Source organism: Eubacteriaceae bacterium ES3, assembly GCA_030586155.1.
Classification (GTDB): Bacteria; Bacillota; Clostridia; order Eubacteriales; family Eubacteriaceae; genus Acetobacterium.
In genome coordinates this window covers 1,648,275-1,667,194 of record CP130741.1, presented here as the reverse complement: position 1 = coordinate 1,667,194, position 18,920 = coordinate 1,648,275, and the positions used below count along the sequence as shown (strand labels likewise).

Sequence of the window (18,920 nt, the reverse complement as noted above, 5' to 3'; positions counted from 1 at the left end):
TTATAATAGATATAATATACTAAGATTATATCTCAACACAGGGGGTAGTGATGAAAGAAAAAAAGACGATTCAAAATAGATTAAATTACTTCATTCTTAGTATTATCCTTTGTGTTATTGTTTTTGGTTGTGCAATGGCAATTTATATATTCTTTTCAATCTATGAAAATGAGGTTGAAAAACAAATTCAAACAGGTGTTCATTATTTTGAAAAAATCGTGGTTTCTGAAAATAATGAAAAAATAAAAAATGCATCCGAGAACATTGGACAAATTTTAAACAGTAATTCTCCTGATGATGCATATAACGAAATATCAAGTTATACAAGCTATGAATATAATGATGACTTTGCTTTTTTTGAAATAAAGAAAGATAACTTGCTGTTTTATGAGAATGTGATGTGCCCACCTGATGTTCTGTTAATGACTTCTAATGATTTGACCAAACAGAATTATCAAATTGTCAGCTGGATAGACGGCAATTCAAAAGATGGACTATATCTTTTTAGTCAGCAACGCTTTGAAGGAATTGATGCTAGTTCGCAATATCTGGTTACAATTGGAATGCCAATAGACCAGGAAAAAATTGTGGATTATATTAAAAATACTTCGTCTTTAGATGCAACTATCTTTGCAGATAATATTAGAATGGTGACAACCATTACTCAGAATAACGTCAGTCTTAGCGGCACTGAGTTAGATCCAGATATTTATAATATTCTTTATCACAATGGAGAGGAATATTTTGGCAAAACAGAAATTTTAGATGACCCTTATCTGGTAGGTTATATTCCAATTAAAAACTATAATGCTCAAACAGTAGGAGCCTTATTTGTCGGAAAATCAATGGCTTCTATTTTTCACATTAGAAATCAGATTATGTTAGCGATTATTATTTTTGGACTTATTTTAATTTCGATTTTTTATTTGGTCTCACAAAAATGGTTAAAAAGGAATATTACAACCCCCATTAATGGAATTTCTGAAATGATGAAAACTGTCTCAGAGGGTAATTATAATTCTTTGGATTCTTTAACAAAGCCATCAAGTCGTGAAATTGAAGTTCTTCAAAATTCGATGAAATCCATGGTTCATCAAATAATCGATAACCAGGAAAATTTAAGAACTGCAGCTTATTATGACCCAATTACTAAACTCGCTAATAGATCTTATTTTTATCAGAAGTATCATGCATTGACAGAAGCTGATAGTACAAATTATCTTTCGGTTTTATATTATATTGATGTTGATAATCTGAAATATATCAATAATTTATTTGGTCATCGTATGGGAGATGCCCTGTTATTTCAAATTGCAAAAACCTTGGAATCCTTAATTGAAAATAAATTGGATTACTCCGTTTATCGTATTGGAGGGGATGAATTCGTAATCTGCAAAGAGAACAAATTTTTGAAAGAAGATGTTGATATATTTTCAAAATTTTTAATTGAAGCATTTAAAAAGCCATTTCAAATAAGTAATCAAAGTGTCATTGCCAGTGTTAGTATTGGAATTTCTTACACTGATTCTAACACTGATGAGCTTAGTGAGTTTAGTAACTCAGTAGTTGAAAATAACTTTGAAACGATGCTTGTTAAAGCAGAAGTAGCTATGAATCAAGTGAAGGCCAATGGAAAAAATAATTATATGGTCTTTGATCCATCGATGAATAAAGAAATGCAAAGAAAAGCAATTCTTGAGCAAGACTTAAAAGCTGCTCTTGCAAATAATGAATTAAGTCTCTATTTTCAACCTAAGTTCTCCATAACAGCCAAACGCTTTGAGGGCTTTGAAGCCTTGGCAAGATGGAAACACAAAGTTTGGGGATTCATATCTCCGATGGAATTTATTAAGATTGCAGAAGAGTCCAATTTAATTCTAGAACTGGGCAAATGGATTCTAATTGAATCCTGTCGATTCATCACCCGTTTTAATGACTTGAACAATACCGACTATTGTATTGCAGTAAACATCTCTGCAATACAATTACTGGATGAAAGTTTTGAAGCATTAATCATAGAAATGTTGGAAAATACCAAAGTTAAGCCTAATAACCTTGAACTGGAAATCACCGAATCAGTTTTGATGAATTCTCTTGAGATCGCTAATCAGAAACTATTATTTTTGCGTGAAAAACAAATCAGTATTGCTTTAGATGACTTTGGAACTGGTTTTTCTTCTCTTACTTATTTAAAAATATTACCAATAACTACCGTAAAACTGGACAAATCTTTTATTGACGACATTGCTTTTAATCCTGTATCATACCAGATTGTTGATAACGTAACGCAAATTGCCAAAAGCATTGGTTTGAAAATTGTTGTTGAAGGAGTGGAAACCAAAGAGCAACTTGAGATCTTAGAAAAACTTGAATGTGATTTTATTCAAGGTTATTATTTTTCCAAGCCAGTACCTGAAAATGAGCTTTTAGCTGTTCTGGAAAAAAAACGTTCTTAAAAATCTAATATTAATAAAATGGGGATTGAATGATCACACAACTATTATTTACGACTGGTGCTGAATTGGTCTGCTATTTTGGCCCAATTATATTCTTTGGATTATTACTGGGCATTCTAGAACATCAGACAAATAAAAATATTTTACACTCATTTGGCAAGAATGCGCTATTAGTAACTGGCATAATTGGTATACCTATACATGAATTAAGCCATGCTTTGACAGCAAAAATATTTTGCCATCAAATCAAGGAAGTTAAGTTCTTTCAAAAGCCTGATGCGCAAGGAATAATGGGCTATGTCAATCATTCTTACAATTCGAAAAATATCTATCAGCAATGTGGAAATTTCTTTATTGGTATTGCTCCAATATTCGGCGGTTCGTTGGCAATTAGTCTTTTAGTGTATTGCTTTATTCCAGATGGCTTTATAATATACATAAACGGTTTACAACAGCTTATAACAACATCAACGCCCTTTCAAATAATCATTTCCGAAATCATTAAACTCCAATTTGAGTTCTTAACGACAATTTTTACACTTGAACATTTCAAAATGCTTCCTTTTTATCTGTTTTTATTTATAGCTATCAGCATATCAAGACATATGTCATTGAGTTTTGCCGACATTAAAGGAGCCTTTCAAGGACTAGTAATTATTTTGGCAATTTTTTTTCTTTTAAATATTTTCGGACTGGGAGATTATATGCTTGATTTTAAAATAATCAAATACAACCTTTTAATAAGTCTTATATTGATGCTTTCTGTTTTATTTTCTTTGTTTTCATATCTCTTAAGCTTATTTTTTAAGATTATTAGCCGATAATATATATAAGCATAATTTACAGCAGGAAGATGAAAGGAGGTCTATCATGGATATTGCCGCATTATCAATGGGAATGAGTCAAATCGCAGTTTCTCAGCAAGCAAATCTTTCGGTAATGAAAATGGCTATGAGTAGCGGTGAAGCACAAATGACTGAAATGATCGATATGGTTGAAGAGAGTATGTCTTCGGCTGCATCAGTACCACCTGACCCAAATATTGGTCAGCTGCTGGATATTTCAGTATAATGTAAAATTAAAAAACGCAATCATCCTGTAAATGGGTGATTGCGTTTTTATTTATTGTACAGAACTATCTGGAGAAACTAGCTGATAGTCACTTGATGATTTTGCAACTAGCACAGGCAAATTCATCTCCTCATTAATTTCATCGACTATTTTGCGAATCGAAGCATCATCACTGTTATAAATGATACAATTTAAAGTTGTTTCATCTACCAGTAACGCACCAACATAATAACTGCCATTAGAAACAGTCATAGTCAAGCCGTCAGCGTGATTGAGTATATTTTTTTTAACAGCATCAATAGCATCTTCTGTTTCAATAATTTGCGTTCCAGTTGTCGAATCATTTAGTCCAATCATTAATTCATAGCGAATAGTCGATTCTAAATCAAAATAATCTGAATCACTTTCAGTACTACAACCGACTAGATTTACAACTAAAATCATTAGAAAAATGGATATCAAAATCTTTTGTTTCATGAATTCACCTCTTTCAAATCATTTTTTATACAGCAGATTCTTTTGGCAGGTCCCATTTATCTTCTAAAACAGGTGGGACATAATTAATCATCTCCTGTAATAGGATTTCCGGATCGTCAGAAATAGTTAAAAGTTTTTTACTAGAAGCCTTCATAAAACCTTCTTCAGTTATTGAATTAATCAAATCAATAAAAGGACCAAAAAAATTAGCTATATTCAAAATACCGATGGGTTTATGATGGATACCTAATTGTGCCCAGCTAAAAACCTCGAATAATTCTTCAAAAGTTCCAATTCCTCCAGGTATGGCTATAAATCCATCTGAAAGATCTGACATTGTTTTCTTCCGTTCATGCATATCTTTTACTTCTATTAATCGCGTCAGTTTTGTACTGATTACTTTATCCGGAAAAAGACTGACAGGAACGACGCCAGTGACCTTGCCGTTGTTCTCAAGTATTGTGTCTGCAATTTCCCCCATTAACCCAATACTTGATCCACCATAAACAAGTTCAAGATTATGTTGAATAAAAATGTCACCGAGTTGGTTGGTGACTTTTTTGTATTCAGGCCGAAGTCCCAGATTTGAACCTGAATAAACACATATTCTTTTCATCTAACACCTCCTAAACTAAAATTTTGCAAATAAAAGAAAGTATACCAAATGAATCGGCATTTGTCGAGAGATCCAGTGATATAGAGACTATAAATGTGTAATTATTGAAAATTTGGGTATATAGTCAATAACAATAAGTAAAGGAGGATAGCTGTTTTAAACAGTTATGCGGAAGAATGAAGAAAATAGTCATTTTTACTTTTAATGGTAATCCGATGTGTATGCAGCATGTCTTGCTAAATACACTAGATATGAACACAAAAGGAATTCATACAGAAATTGTAGTTGAAGGTGAAGCAGTTAAACTTATTGAAACACTAGAAAATTCCAACAATAAGCTTTATTTGGAAGTAAAAGAAAAAAATTATATTGCTGGTATCTGTAAAGCCTGTTCGACAAACTTCAAAGTATTATCAGTTAATGAGAAAACGGGAATCCCAATTCTAGGAGATATGAAAGGGCACCCTTCATTTACATCATTTTTAAAAAATGGATATGAAATTATGACGCTTTAAGGGCAAGATAATCATGACCAGTCCTTAGCAACGTCAATCCACTCAATATAATTCGAAGTATTTTCAAGCTCCAAAATACTTAATTCAATCGCGGAATTAGAGCTTCCGCAGGCGGGGAAGACACTTTCAAAACGTTTAAGAGATTTATCAAGAAAAATCCTAATATTTTCATTTACTGCAAAAGGACATACACCACCAACTTTATGCCCAACAAAACTTTCAGTCTGTTCATGACTCAACATCTTTGGTTTACTGGAAAAACATAACTTGAATTTCTTATTGTCAATCCGAGCATCTCCAGCGACAACAACTAAAATAGGATCTCCATCAACCATGAAAGCTAACGTTTTTGCAATCCGTTCAGGTTCACACTTTAATGCTTGTGCTGCCAGTAAAACAGTTGCACTCGAGCTTTCAAATTCTCGAACACGATGATCCAGATTCCATTCTTTTAAATAATTTCTGACTTTCTCAGTAGACATTTTTAACTCCTAATATTTTGATCATATTTTATCACATACATAAAATTTTATGCAATCTAATCTTTACAAGATAACTTAAAGACCGGTAATAAACTTGTATCAATAAGTATTTCAGTGTATAATTTCTATTGTGATATTGGCGTGTAAATAAAGGAGTAACTAATGATTAAAAATTATATGGAAGATGTTGTTGATGAACTGCTGCCTGAAATGTTAACCGCTTATGAGAATATTTGCAAATGTAATCGTTGTACCGAAGACATGAAAGCGTATGCTTTAAATCACCTCAAGCCCGCTTATTTTGTAATGCATAAAGGTTTTTTATATGGGAAGGTAGATGAAGCAAAAATGAAAGCAAAGGCGGATGTAATATCCGCCATTGAAACAGCCATAAAAATTGTCTCAAAGAATCCCGGCCACTAAAAATATCAGTTTCTTTAATAAATACAAATTTTTTATAAACACCTTTCAGGTGTTTATTTTTTTATATCAATTAACATATTTCGGTGTTGAAAATCTGGAATAATCGTATTGCTTTCTCCAATTTTTTCTTTAAATTGTTTTATAATCGAAAAATCATCTCTGAAATGCATCGGAATTAAAACCTTTGGCTTAAAATGATCATTAAAGTATTTACCGGCTTTATAAAATGAATCTTCAAGTCGAGGATCAACTGGTATAAAAGCTATTTCCATTGGTAAATCTTTTAAGCGATTAATTTCCCTTTTAAAGTCTGCTTCCTCCTGAACAAGATCCAAGTGATGTTTTTTCTGCGGATTCCAGTCCCACCAGTTCAAATCTCCTGCGTGGAAAATGTGATGACTATTTGTTGATACATAAAATGAGACGCCACGATCTGTTGAACCAAATGTTCTAATATCCATACCACCTAAAGAGAGGTGTTGATATGGGCTGATCATATGACTGCCCGGCACGGGCGAAATATCATCACTTAGGATAAAAACTGGTTTATAAACACGATCTGTCATATGTATTTCTTGAGTATAATGATCGCTGTGTTGATGGGAAACAAAAAAATAATGAGGAATTCCCTTTCTCAACAACTGTTGCGGAATATGTGTGAATGCATCAAAAATGAGTGTTTTATCTTCAAATTGAATCAAAAAGCCGCTGTGGTGTAGATGATATATTTTCATTGTTTCAACCCTCGTTTTTATTCTTATCATAACTAATTTTACTTTAAAATGCAAAGAAAAGGAAAATTTAAACAAACAAAACTTATTCATTAAATACTTTTATTGATGATTTAATAAAATAATCCGAACGTTTTAAAAACTATTGAAATAAACGTTCGGAAATAGTAAAATAGATTTATCAAATTTAAAGGTGGAAAAGTTTTGATCAAACGAATTTTTGTAGAAAAAAAAGATAATTTTGACGTTGAAGCAGGTGCACTGACAAATACTGTTCAGAATCTGCTTAATATTAAATCATTACAGTCTTCAAGAATCCTATATCGTTATGATGTGGAAGGTTTAACTGAAGATCAGATGAATGAAGTTGTCAATAAGATCCTCTCAGAGGCGAATGTTGATTCAGTATTTGAAGATCAGATTAAAACCGAAGAATCATCTCAAATCTTCGGTATTTCTTATCTTCCTGGTCAATACGACCAGCATGCAGATTCAGCGATTCAATGTATTCAAATTGTAGCTGGAGTACAGGTTCTGGTAAAAGTTGCAAAAATCGTTATACTAATAGGTGATCTCTCTCAAGAAGAATTTAATAGCATTAAAGCGTATTTCATCAATCCGGTTGATTCTCAAGAAGCCGCCCTGGAACCATACATAACTTTAAATGAGAACGTTCGTTTACCAGAAAGAATTGGTGTAATTTCCGGATTTGTTGATTTTAATGAAGCTGACCTTGAAAAATACAGACTTGAAGAAGGTTATGCAATGACAAAAGATGATATTGCTTTTGTCCAGAATTATTTTCGTGATGAGGAAAAACGCAATCCGACAATTACTGAATTAAAAGTAATTGATACTTACTGGTCTGACCATTGTCGCCACACAACTTTCAATACTCAAATTGAGAGTGTTGTTTTTCAGGGAGAAGACAAAATCTCGCAGGAAATGAAAAGAGCATATACCGCTTATCTCAATGATCGAGAAGACCTTTATGGGACTGAAAAACAAAAACCTATGTGTTTAATGGATCTCGCTGTAATGGGTACAAAAGTGCTTAAAAAACGTGGAGTACTCCAGGATCTTGACGAATCAGAAGAGATTAATGCCTGTAGTATCAATATAGAAGTTGATCATGATGGCGTCAACGAAGATTGGCTTCTGATGTTTAAAAATGAAACGCATAATCATCCAACAGAAATCGAACCTTTCGGCGGTGCAGCAACCTGTTTAGGTGGCGCCATTCGAGATCCATTATCAGGGAGAAGCTATGTTTATCAGGCGATGCGAGTTACAGGAGCCTGGGACCCCCGTGTTTCAGTAAAAGACACCATGCCCGGCAAACTTCCACAATTGAAAATCTGCAAAGAAGCGGCAGCCGGTTACAGTTCTTATGGTAACCAGATAGGTCTGGCAACTGGACAGGTTACTGAAATTTATGATCCAGGATTTTTAGCTAAACGAATGGAAGTTGGTGCTGTAATTGCCGCTGCACCAAAAGAAAATGTAATTCGTGAAAAACCTTTACCTGGTGATGTAATTTTGCTTGTTGGCGGACGAACCGGACGAGACGGCTGTGGTGGAGCTACTGGATCCTCAAAAGCTCACACGGAAGAATCTATCTTAGATAGTGGCGCTGAGGTACAAAAAGGTAATCCAGTTGAAGAACGAAAGATCCAACGATTGTTCAGGAATAAAAATCTTGCTGCAATGATCAAGCGCTGTAATGATTTTGGTGCCGGTGGGGTATCTGTAGCTATTGGTGAACTCGCTGATAGTTTGCTCATTGACTTAGACAAAGTACCCAAAAAATACGATGGTCTGGATGGAACGGAGCTGGCAATTTCAGAATCTCAAGAACGAATGGCAGTAGTAGTCGATAAAATCAACGTCGAAAAATTTATTGAACTTGGAAATCTGGAAAATCTTGAAGTGACTCCTGTAGCTAACGTTACAGATACCGGTCGTTTAATCATGAACTGGCAAGGACAGGAGATTCTAAATATTTCAAGAAATTTTCTGGAAACAAACGGTGCTGATCAATTTATAGATATATCTGTTGAAGCAATTGGTCCGATGGGCACTACCCCGTCTAACGAGAAAAATTTTACAATTCAATTTGAAGGACTACTAAGCGACTTAAATATTACAAGTCAGAAGGGTATGGTTGAGATGTTTGATTCAACTATAGGAGCTGGTACAGTTGTCATGCCTTTTGGTGGAAAAAATCAACTCTCCCCAATGGATGGAATGGTTGCTAAAATTCCTGTCGAACATGGAGACACCACAACCTGCAGTATCATGAGTTTCGGCTATAATCCGGAAATTGCCAAGAAAAGCCCTTATCTTGGTGGAATGATGGCAGTGATCGAATCACTTTCAAAAATAGTCGCCATGGGTGGAGAATATAAGAAAGCTCGCTTGAGTTTTCAGGAGTATTTTGAACGATTGGGAAACGAACCTGTGAAATGGGGACGACCTTTCGCCGCTCTACTTGGCGCTCATGAAGCTCAAAAAGCATTCGAAACACCAGCAATTGGCGGTAAAGATAGTATGTCTGGAAGCTTTGGCGAACTATCTGTTCCACCAACACTGATTTCTTTTGCAGTAGTCCCATCAAATGTAAGTCAAATCATCAGCAGCGAATTTAAAAAACCCAACACAATTGTACAGCTCTTTAAATGCCCAACTGACACTGATTTAATTCCAGATCTCAATAAGCTTAAATTAATGTATGAAATCATTGAGGATGAAATCAAGTCTGCTTCTATTATTAGTGCAAAGGTCATTGGCGGGGGAGGGCTGGCTGAAGCCATCTTTAAAATGAGTGCAGGAAATAGCATTGGTGTCGAAATTTCACCAGAATTATCTTTAAACGAAATATTCGAAAAGTCTTACGGAAGTATTCTGATTGAATCAGAAAAACAGATAAAAGGCGCTCAATTAATTGGAAAAACAACTGAATCTGCTGAAATTCGCTTTAATAAAGAAACAATTAAAATTGCTGACCTGATTAAAACATGGGAAGCTCCATTAAGTGAAGTATACCCTGAAAAAATTGATCTTGACCAGAAAGTTGAAACCCTTTCTTATAAAAAGGGAGTCACAATTTCTTCAAAAATTAAAACTGGTCAGCCGCAGGTCTTTATACCTGTTTTTCCGGGAACAAATTGCGAGTATGACACAGTAAAGGCATTTGAAAGAGCTGGGGCCAAACCAGTAACTGCGATCTTTAAAAATCAGACCATTGAACAAATAAAAAGCTCCATCGATGAAATGTCAGAACTTATTAAAACATCACAGATAATTATGATCCCTGGGGGCTTTAGTGCTGGTGATCAGCCAAATGGTTCGGGTAAATTTATTGCGTCGGTATTCCGAAATCCGCAGATGATGGACGAAGTCATGAATCTTATTAAAAATCGTGATGGTCTAATGCTGGGTATCTGTAACGGCTTCCAGGCTTTAATTAAACTCGGCTTGGTTCCGTACGGCGAAATTTGTGAACTTAAGGAAAATATGCCTACTCTAACTTATAATACAATTAATCGTCATGTATCTACTATTCCTATGACGCGGATTGCTTCTAATCTCTCACCATGGCTGGCAAATACCCAGGTAGGCGATATTTACCGAATACCTATGTCTCATGGAGAAGGCCGTTTCGTGGCCAGTGATGAAGTTCTAAAAGAATTAATTCAAAATGGACAAATTGCGACACAATATGTTGATCAAGACGGCAATGCAACCATGCAAGGAGCTTTCAATCCAAATGGTTCTGCTTTTGCTGTGGAAGGAATTACCAGTATTGATGGTCGAATTTTAGGTAAGATGGGCCATTCTGAGCGAGTTGGGATTGGACTTTATAAAAATATCCCTGGCTTAACTGATCAGAAAATATTTGAAGCAGGCGTTTCATATTTTAAATAATTAGTTTATAAGAGTAATTTGTATTCAATTGGCAAGACACTATACTATCATCAAGTATAGGTAGAAATTAGAATTAAGAGGAGTAAAAATGAAAACACCAAAAGTAGCTGTTATTATGGGTAGCGACTCAGATTTTGATGTCGTAAAAAAATGTCTAATTGCTTTAGAACGATTTGGAGTAGAGTTTGATGTCCAGGTAATTTCAGCACATCGAAATCCTAAAAAGATTTTTAATTACGCTGAGACTGCAGAGGAAAATGGAATTGAACTGTTTATTGCCGCTGCCGGAAAAGCCGCACACCTGCCCGGCGTCATTGCAGGTATCACACCACTCCCAGTCATCGGAATACCAATTCAGACATCATTTCAGGGTGGATTAGATTCCTTGCTGTCCATTGTTCAAATGCCTTCTGGCGTACCAGTTGCAACGGTTGCTGTCAATGGAGCTGAAAATGCTGGAATACTGGCAGCTCAAATGCTATCTATTAAATATCCAGAAATTCGCGAAAAAATGAAAGCATATAAAATTCTTCTAAATGATGAAGTAATCGCTAAAAACGAGAAAATCCAGGGAATCCTGTAAAAGAAAGAGAGAACAGAATGGAAAAATTAGAACAACTTTATGAAGGAAAAGCTAAAAAAGTATTTAAAACCGATCATCCTGACGAATTCATTATAGAATATAAAGATGACGCAACAGCATTTAATGGTGAAAAAAAGGGAAGTATCGGCGGTAAAGGAATTATTAATAATAAAATGACTGCTGTAATTTTCACAATGCTCGAAGAAGAAGGCATCAAAACACATTTTATTAAACTTTTATCAGATAAAGAGCAAGTAGTTAAAGCTGTAACCATTTTCCCCCTGGAAGTAATTATCCGAAACACTGCAGCGGGGTCGATCTGCAAAAGACTTGGACTGACAGAAGGTCAAAAACTTGAATCTCCAATTTTTGAATTCTGTTATAAAAATGATGATTATGGTGATCCTGTTATCAACGATTATCATGCTATTGCAATGAAGTTAGCAACTAAAGAGGAAATAGAAGTAATTCGTGAAATGACTTTTAAGATTAATGATATTTTAATTGCATATTTCCTCGAAAAAGGCATTAACCTCATTGATTTTAAAATTGAATTTGGAAAAACAAACGATGGCGAAATTGTTTTAGCTGATGAAATTTCTCCAGACACTTGTCGATTTTGGGACGTTAAGACTGGTGAAAAACTGGATAAGGATAGATTCCGACGAGACCTTGGTAACATTGAAGAAGCTTATGAAGAAATGCTCAAACGTATAGAGCGCTAAAGGAAAAAAAACTAATGATAAATGATAAATTTCATGATGAATGCGGAATCATGGGGGCTTACCTGAGTTCAAACAAACATAATTGTTCATCTTACCTGTATTATGGCTTGTATGCACTTCAGCACCGTGGTCAGGAAAGTGCTGGAATTTCTGTTAATAAAGAAGGAAAAATCCAGTCTCATAAAGATGTGGGACTGGTTTCTGATGTGTTTAAAGGAGATGTCCTTAAACAATTAAAAGGAAATATCGGTATTGGTCATGTACGTTACTCTACATCTGGTGAAGACGGCGTCACTAATGCTCAACCATTGACCGTAAATCATAGCAGCGGACAGATTGCTCTTGCACATAATGGTAATCTGATAAATGATGGTGCTTTAAGAAATATGCTGGAAGATTCCGGCGTTGTTTTTCAAACGACAATTGACACTGAAGTAATGGTCAATATCCTGGCTAGAGGTCTTAGACATGGTATGATTGAAGCTATTCAGCGAATGGTGGAAATCCTTAAAGGGGCCTATGCAGTTGTTATTACTGTTGGCGATAAGCTCGTTGGAATTAGAGATCCATTTGGTTTAAGACCTTTATGTCTTGGTAAAAAAGACGATGACTATTTTCTGGCATCTGAAAGTTGTGCCTTAGATGCTATCGGTGCTGAGCTGGTTCGTGATATTGAACCAGGAGAAATCATTGTGATTGACGATAATGGCTTAACAAGTTATGGACAAAACAATTGGGTTAAGAAAAAAGCATGTATTTTTGAACAGATTTATTTTGCCCGACCGGACTCAATCATGGATGAAACCAGCGTTTATGCTGCTCGACATAAAGCTGGGGAAATACTTGCCAAAGAAAGTCCTGTCGAAGCTGATATTGTGATTGGTGTCCCAGATTCAGGAGTTCCTGCTGCGATTGGTTACGCGGAAGCGTCTGGAATACCCTATGGTGTCGGCCTGATAAAAAACAAATACATAGGTCGAACCTTCATCCAACCTAATCAACAACTTCGTGAAGAAGGTGTGCGTATTAAACTCAATCCATTGCGAGATACAATTGAAGGTAAACGAGTTGTTATCATTGACGATTCTATTGTTCGTGGAACAACTTCAAAAAGGCTTGTCGCCATTCTTAGACAAGCTGGTGCCAAAGAAGTTCATTTTAGAGTGACTAGTCCTCCAGTTTCTCATACATGTCATTTTGGAATTGATACCCCAAGACGAAAGTACCTGATCGGCGCTAAAAAATCAGTTGAAGAAATTAGACAAATTCTGGAAGCCGATACATTAGCTTATATCTCACTTGAAGGACTTACAGAATCCGTAGGTGGACGAACTACTTTCTGTCGGGCATGCTTTGATGGCGAGTATCCAATGGAAGTTCCAGTGCTAAAGTCAAATGAATAGGAATGGAGAGATTATGGATAAAACTCAAGCTTACCGCTCAGCTGGTGTAGATGTTGAAGCTGGTTATGAATCAGTAAAATTGATGAAAGATGATGTACAGAGAACCTTTAATAAACAGGTTCTCTCCCATTTAGGTGGTTTTGGTGGTTTATTTGAACTGCCTGAAGGCTATCAGAAGCCAGTACTGGTATCTGGAACAGATGGAGTTGGAACAAAACTTAAACTAGCTTTCATGATGGATAAACACGACACAATAGGAATTGATTGTGTTGCCATGTGTGTAAATGATATATTGTGCCAGGGAGCAGCCCCACTTTTTTTTCTTGATTACATTGCATGTGGAAAAAATTATCCTGAAAAAATAGCTGCTATTGTTAAAGGTATCAGTGAAGGTTGTATTCAGGGAGATATGGCATTAATTGGTGGAGAAACTGCAGAAATGCCAGGTATGTACGATGAAGATGAATATGATCTCGCTGGCTTTGCTGTTGGCGTTGTTGAAAAAGAAAAAATAATAACTGGTCAAAAGATAAAAGAGACAGATATTCTTATTGGCCTTCCTTCTTCTGGAGTTCATAGTAATGGGTTTTCACTGGTTCGAAAAGTTCTCCTTAATGATTTAAAACTCGATGTTCACTCATATGTAGATGAGCTGGGAATGAAATTGGGCGAAGCCTTATTAACACCAACTCGGATTTATGTTAAGTCAGTCAAAAATCTATTGGACACTGGAGCAATAAGTGGGATGTGTCATGTTACAGGTGGTGGTTTTTATGAAAACATTCCACGAATGATCCCAGACGGTTTATGTGCAAAAATTAATGTCCAGGCAATTAAGCCATTGCCAATTTTTGATTATATCCAAAAATCTGGTGAAATTACAGATGAGTCCATGTATGCTACTTTTAATATGGGAATTGGTCTCGTTCTTGCAGCAGCGTCTGACAAAGCAGATACTATTATTGAAACACTCAAAGCAAACGGCGAAAAACCTGTAGTTTTAGGTGAAATCATATCTGGGGAACAAAAAATATGTCTTTAAAAAAAATTGCCGTTTTAGTTTCCGGAGGTGGAACAAATTTTCAGGCAATAATTGATAAAATTCATCAGAAATCTGGAGAAATTGTTCTTGTAATTTCCAACAAAAAAGATGCCTTTGGGCTTGAGCGCGGAAAAAAAGCTGGAATCGAGGCCATTTTTTTAGATCCCTCAAACTTTTCTGACCAGGAAAGCTATGATAAGGAACTGGTAAAAATACTTCAAAATCATGGTGTAGAACTAGTTGTTCTTGCTGGTTACATGAAAATTATTACACCATACTTTGTAAAAGCCTTTGAGAATGCAATCATTAATGTCCATCCTGCACTTATACCATCTTTTTGCGGAAAAGGATATTATGGCATGAATGTCCATAATGCGGTAATCGAATATGGAGTTAAGCTTACGGGAGCAACAGTACATTTTGTAAATGAAGTGCCTGATGGTGGTCCTATTATTGCTCAAAAATCAGTGGTTATAGATGAAAAAGATAACCCGGAGTCAATTCAAAAAAAAGTATTAATGCTCGAACATGAACTACTACCGGAAGCAGTAAGAAACTTTTGTGAAAATCGTTTGACGATTTCAGGCCGAACCGTTAAACTCAAAGAAAAGATTTAAAGAATCAGCTAACTAAAAATAAGTGGAAGATCAGGAGGAAAAATGAGAGCATTAATAAGTGTATCGGATAAGACGGGTATCGTCGAGTTTGCCAAAAAACTGGAAGCAATGGGTTTTGATATTCTTTCCACGGGTGGAACTTTAAAAGTTTTGTCTGAAGCCGGCTTAAAAGTTATAGCAGTGTCAGATGTTACAGGATTTCCAGAATGTCTGGATGGCCGGGTAAAAACTTTACATCCGAAAATACATGGCGGTATCTTAGGTATTCGTGATAATAAAGAACATCAGAGACAGATGTTGGAACTTGAAATCACCCCCATTGATTTACTTATCATTAACCTTTATCCTTTTAAAAACACCATTTTAAAAGAAAGTGTAGCTTTCGAAGAAGCCATTGAAAATATCGATATTGGTGGTCCTACTATGCTTCGATCTGCAGCGAAAAATTTTAATGATGTCACAGTAATTATTGACCCTAATGATTATCAGCTCGTTCTTGAAGAGCTCAAAAATCAAGGCAAAACGAGTTTAGCTACCCGATATCGTCTTGCGTTAAAAGTATTTGAAACAACTGCGAATTATGATACGATGATTTCAGATTATTTGCGCAAAAGATTGGACGAAGATAAGCTTTCTGATACAATCACAATGACATTTGAGAAGGTTCAGGATCTAAGATATGGAGAAAATCCCCATCAAAAAGCTGCTTTTTATAGAGAAATAGTTCCTGTAAAAGGCGCTCTTACAATGGCTAAACAAATACAGGGGAAAGAATTATCATATAATAACATTAATGATACTAATGGCGCACTTGAAATTTTAAAAGAATATGGAGAAATTCCAACCATTGTTGCAGTAAAACATGCAAATCCTTGCGGAATTGCCAGTGATGAAAGCATTTATACTGCTTATCGTAAAGCTCATGATGCTGATCCAGTCTCTATTTTTGGAGGAATTGTAGTATCAAATCGATCAATAGACGGTGAGACGGCTAAGGAAATGATCAAAACCTTTTTAGAAGTAATAGTTGCACCTTCTTATACCGATGAAGCATTGCAGGTCTTCACACAAAAAAATAATCTTCGTATTTTAGAACTCGCTGATATTACCAGCAACGAACCTGGATATGAAGTTAAAAAGGTATTGGGCGGACTTCTAGTTCAGGAACGAGATACCAAACTTGTTGATGAAATAACAGTTGTGACCTTGCGTGAACCGAGCCAGTCTGAGATGGATGACCTTATGTTTGCCTGGAAAGCTGTAAAAAACACCAAATCAAATGCCATCAGTCTTGCCAAGGACAAGTGCTTAATTGCCAATGGCCCAGGCCAGGTGAACCGGATTGGCGCACTTGAAAATGCTATCCGCCAGGCTGGCGAGCAAGTCAAAGGAGCTGTTATGGCTTCTGATGCTTTTTTTCCCTTTGACGATTGCGTAAAAGCTGCTGCCTCTGCTGGAATCACCGCTATTATTCAACCTGGTGGGGCAGGTCGTGACGAAGATTCCATTAAAGCTTGTAATGAGGCAGGAATTGCTATGGTGTTTACAGGAATGCGCCATTTCAAGCATTCTTAAGAGTTTCCAAAGGAGATAAAATGAAGGTATTAATTATTGGTTCTGGTGGTCGTGAACACGCAATCACCTGGAAATTGTCACAAAGTAAGCATGTAGATAAGATTTTTGCTGCACCTGGGAATGGTGGCATAGCCGAGTTGGCTGAATGTGTTAACCTTTCTGTTACTGATATAGATGGTTGCCTGAACTTTGCCTTAGAAAATAAGATTGATTTAACAGTAGTCGGGCCAGAAGTTCCGCTTGTAATGGGAATGGTCGATACTTTTGAAAAAGCCGGATTACGAGTCTTTGGACCAAATAAAATGTGTTCACAGTTTGAAGGCAGCAAAGCATTTACCAAAGAATTCCTAATGCGACATGAGATCCCGACAGCAGCTTATAAAGAATACACTGATTATGATACAATTATAAATGATTTGGGAATCTTTGGTTATCCTATGGTTATAAAGGCCGATGGTCTGGCAGCTGGAAAAGGCGTTTTAATCGTTGAAAATGAAAGTGCAGCAAGAGAAGGCATCGAGATGATGATGAAAGAACGGGTCTTTGGAGATGCAGCCAATAAAATAGTTATTGAAGAATTTTTAACCGGTCGTGAAGCATCGATGCTATGCTTTGTAGACGGGAAAACTATCATTCCAATGGAAAGCGCTCAGGATTATAAACGGGCATTTGATAATGATGAAGGTTTAAACACTGGAGGGATGGGCACATATTCTCCAAATATTTTATTTGATGATGAAACACTCAATTTACGCATCCAAGACGAAATTCTTAACCCCATTATTGAAGGTTTTATCAAAGATGAAATGGAATTCAAAGGAATTTTATTTATTGGATTAATGATAGAGAATGGTAAACCAAAAGTCCTTGAATTTAATGTCCGCTTTGGTGACCCGGAAACCCAATCCGTTTTAATGCGACTTGAATCCGACTTATATGAGATTATGGAAGCTGTAATTGATGGTAAACTGTCAGATTTCCCAATTTGTTGGAAAAAGGATTCAGCAGTTTGTGTAGTGCTAGCATCCGGAGGTTACCCTGGAGATTATGACACAGGGAAGCTCATCACAGGAATAGAAGCGGTTGAAGACTGTATTGTTTTTCATGCCGGAACAAGTCTAGTGGATGGCAAACTTCTGACTAATGGAGGGCGCGTTCTCTGTATTACAGCACTCGGAGAAACGATTGAAGCAGCCCGACAAACGGTTTATAATAACATTACTAAAATTTCCTTTGATGGCGTGCAATATCGTCATGATATTGCAAAAATATGAGGTGATTTTCTGATCCTCTTATCATTTCTCTTGAAATGTATAAGAGGATTTTTAGTCTACATTTTTAGTTAAGAAAATTGGCGTAAAATAATAATAACTGGAAACGAAAGAAGAGGATAAGATGAATATAGGATTTATTGGTTGTGGTAATATGGCAACAGCAATGGTAGGCGGGATTATTGCTTCGGGACTCTATCAGAAAGAAAACATTTTATGTTATGATCCCAGTGAGTCTGCAAGAGCAGCTATAGAAGATAAATGTGGCATTAAAACGGTTTCTTCAAATCAGGAAGTTGCTAAGTCTTCAGATTATCTTGTACTGGCTGTAAAGCCTTACTTATACGCAAAAGTAATGGAAGAAATTAAAGCTGATATAAAAGATTCTGTTATTATTATTTCTATTGCGGTTGGGGTCAGTTTTTCAGATATAAAAGGAATGCTTGGCGAAAAAATAAAAGTTGTCAGAACTCAACCCAGCACGCCAGCTTTCGTTGGCGAATCAGATTCAACACTTTGCCCAGATGATAAAATTTCTAAAGAAGAACTAGAAGATGTAATTGAAATTTTTAGAAGTTTTGGCAAAGCTGAGGTCATTAGTGAGGCCCTAATGGATGTCGTACCAGCAATAGCCAGTTCCGCACCTGCTTATACAATGTTACTCATCGAAGCTATGGCAGATGGTGGAGTACTTCACGGCTTTCCCCGGGATCAGGCTTATCGACTATCTGCTCAAGCTGTTTTGGGGGCAGCAAAACTTGTTTTGGAATCTGGAGAGCATCCGGCCAAACTCAAAGATCAAATTTGCACACCTGGTGGAACGACCATTGAAGCTGTAATCAAACTTGAAGAAAAAGGGTTTCGTGATGCTGTCATTTCAGCAGTCGATGCTTGCGCCAAAAAATCGCTGTCAATGGGTAAAAAATAACAAGTATACTTCACCAGCGAGAATACCAATTAAATAGTTAATAGTTCTAGTGCGAATATCTATGGATTTTAGACCAGG

At 36.0% G+C, this 18,920-nt stretch carries 18 protein-coding genes; 14 read left to right on the top strand and 4 right to left on the bottom strand.

Features of this window, described 5'->3' with window-relative positions; all coding sequences use genetic code 11:
- Positions 1–50: 50 nt before the first annotated feature.
- From Q5O24_07590 to Q5O24_07580, 3 genes are read left to right on the top strand one after another with little or no spacing between them, the layout of a single operon-like run.
- Positions 51–2,456, top strand: a complete 2,406-nt coding sequence (locus tag Q5O24_07590; GenBank protein ID WKY49163.1) for an EAL domain-containing protein — start codon at positions 51–53, stop codon at positions 2,454–2,456.
- Between the two features lie 29 nt (positions 2,457–2,485).
- Positions 2,486–3,280, top strand: coding sequence for a hypothetical protein (locus Q5O24_07585; GenBank protein WKY49162.1), 795 nt, complete (start codon positions 2,486–2,488; stop codon positions 3,278–3,280).
- Positions 3,281–3,326: 46 nt separating this feature from the next.
- Positions 3,327–3,527, top strand: coding sequence for a YjfB family protein (locus tag Q5O24_07580; GenBank protein ID WKY49161.1), 201 nt, complete (start codon positions 3,327–3,329; stop codon positions 3,525–3,527).
- A gap of 51 nt (positions 3,528–3,578) precedes the next feature.
- Here the strand turns inward: Q5O24_07580 and Q5O24_07575 are convergent, their stop codons facing one another.
- Both Q5O24_07575 and Q5O24_07570 read right to left on the bottom strand, forming a co-directional pair.
- On the bottom strand, positions 3,579–4,004 hold the full coding sequence (locus Q5O24_07575; GenBank protein WKY49160.1) for a hypothetical protein: 426 nt from the start codon (positions 4,002–4,004) through the stop codon (positions 3,579–3,581).
- Between the two features lie 25 nt (positions 4,005–4,029).
- Positions 4,030–4,620 (bottom strand): TIGR00730 family Rossman fold protein, encoded by a 591-nt coding sequence (locus tag Q5O24_07570; GenBank protein WKY49159.1) that lies wholly within the window; start codon positions 4,618–4,620, stop codon positions 4,030–4,032.
- 176 nt (positions 4,621–4,796) lie between these two features.
- Between Q5O24_07570 and Q5O24_07565 the strand changes: the two genes are divergently transcribed.
- On the top strand, positions 4,797–5,135 hold the full coding sequence (locus tag Q5O24_07565; GenBank protein WKY49158.1) for a hypothetical protein: 339 nt from the start codon (positions 4,797–4,799) through the stop codon (positions 5,133–5,135).
- An 11-nt stretch (positions 5,136–5,146) separates the two neighbouring features.
- Here the strand turns inward: Q5O24_07565 and Q5O24_07560 are convergent, their stop codons facing one another.
- Entirely contained in the window at positions 5,147–5,617 is a 471-nt protein-coding gene (locus Q5O24_07560) for a YbaK/EbsC family protein (protein WKY49157.1), read from the bottom strand.
- A gap of 162 nt (positions 5,618–5,779) precedes the next feature.
- On the opposite strand from Q5O24_07560, the gene Q5O24_07555 reads away from it, so the two are divergent.
- The gene (locus Q5O24_07555) at positions 5,780–6,040 is read left to right on the top strand and encodes a late competence development ComFB family protein (GenBank protein WKY49156.1); all 261 of its coding nucleotides are present in this window, start codon (positions 5,780–5,782) and stop codon (positions 6,038–6,040) included.
- 53 nt (positions 6,041–6,093) lie between these two features.
- On the opposite strand, the gene Q5O24_07550 is transcribed toward Q5O24_07555, so the two are convergent.
- Complete coding sequence (locus tag Q5O24_07550) at positions 6,094–6,774, bottom strand: MBL fold metallo-hydrolase (GenBank protein WKY49155.1); 681 nt, start codon at positions 6,772–6,774, stop codon at positions 6,094–6,096.
- A 201-nt stretch (positions 6,775–6,975) separates the two neighbouring features.
- Between Q5O24_07550 and Q5O24_07545 the strand changes: the two genes are divergently transcribed.
- The 9 genes from Q5O24_07545 (at position 6,976) to proC (ending at position 18,842) form a co-directional block, all read left to right on the top strand.
- Positions 6,976–10,698: a phosphoribosylformylglycinamidine synthase gene (locus Q5O24_07545; protein ID WKY49154.1), complete on the top strand. Its 3,723-nt coding sequence runs from the start codon at positions 6,976–6,978 to the stop codon at positions 10,696–10,698.
- An 88-nt stretch (positions 10,699–10,786) separates the two neighbouring features.
- A complete protein-coding gene (gene purE, locus Q5O24_07540) occupies positions 10,787–11,281 on the top strand; it encodes a 5-(carboxyamino)imidazole ribonucleotide mutase (GenBank protein ID WKY49153.1) in 495 nt (164 codons plus the stop codon).
- Positions 11,282–11,298: 17 nt separating this feature from the next.
- A complete protein-coding gene (locus Q5O24_07535; protein ID WKY49152.1) occupies positions 11,299–12,006 on the top strand; it encodes a phosphoribosylaminoimidazolesuccinocarboxamide synthase in 708 nt (235 codons plus the stop codon).
- Between the two features lie 14 nt (positions 12,007–12,020).
- Complete coding sequence (gene purF, locus Q5O24_07530; protein WKY49151.1) at positions 12,021–13,409, top strand: amidophosphoribosyltransferase; 1,389 nt, start codon at positions 12,021–12,023, stop codon at positions 13,407–13,409.
- A gap of 13 nt (positions 13,410–13,422) precedes the next feature.
- Positions 13,423–14,451 (top strand): phosphoribosylformylglycinamidine cyclo-ligase, encoded by a 1,029-nt coding sequence (gene purM / locus Q5O24_07525; GenBank protein ID WKY49150.1) that lies wholly within the window; start codon positions 13,423–13,425, stop codon positions 14,449–14,451.
- A complete protein-coding gene (gene purN / locus Q5O24_07520; GenBank protein ID WKY49149.1) occupies positions 14,442–15,068 on the top strand; it encodes a phosphoribosylglycinamide formyltransferase in 627 nt (208 codons plus the stop codon). The genes purM and purN overlap by 10 nt, the downstream gene beginning before the upstream one ends.
- A 42-nt stretch (positions 15,069–15,110) precedes the next feature.
- Positions 15,111–16,643 carry a bifunctional phosphoribosylaminoimidazolecarboxamide formyltransferase/IMP cyclohydrolase gene (purH, locus tag Q5O24_07515; protein WKY49148.1) on the top strand — a complete coding sequence of 511 codons (1,533 nt, stop codon included), beginning with the start codon at positions 15,111–15,113 and terminating at the stop codon, positions 16,641–16,643.
- 20 nt (positions 16,644–16,663) lie between these two features.
- On the top strand, positions 16,664–17,917 hold the full coding sequence (gene purD / locus Q5O24_07510) for a phosphoribosylamine--glycine ligase (protein WKY49147.1): 1,254 nt from the start codon (positions 16,664–16,666) through the stop codon (positions 17,915–17,917).
- Between the two features lie 121 nt (positions 17,918–18,038).
- Entirely contained in the window at positions 18,039–18,842 is an 804-nt protein-coding gene (gene proC / locus Q5O24_07505) for a pyrroline-5-carboxylate reductase (protein WKY49146.1), read from the top strand.
- The last annotated feature ends 78 nt before the right edge of the window (positions 18,843–18,920 follow it).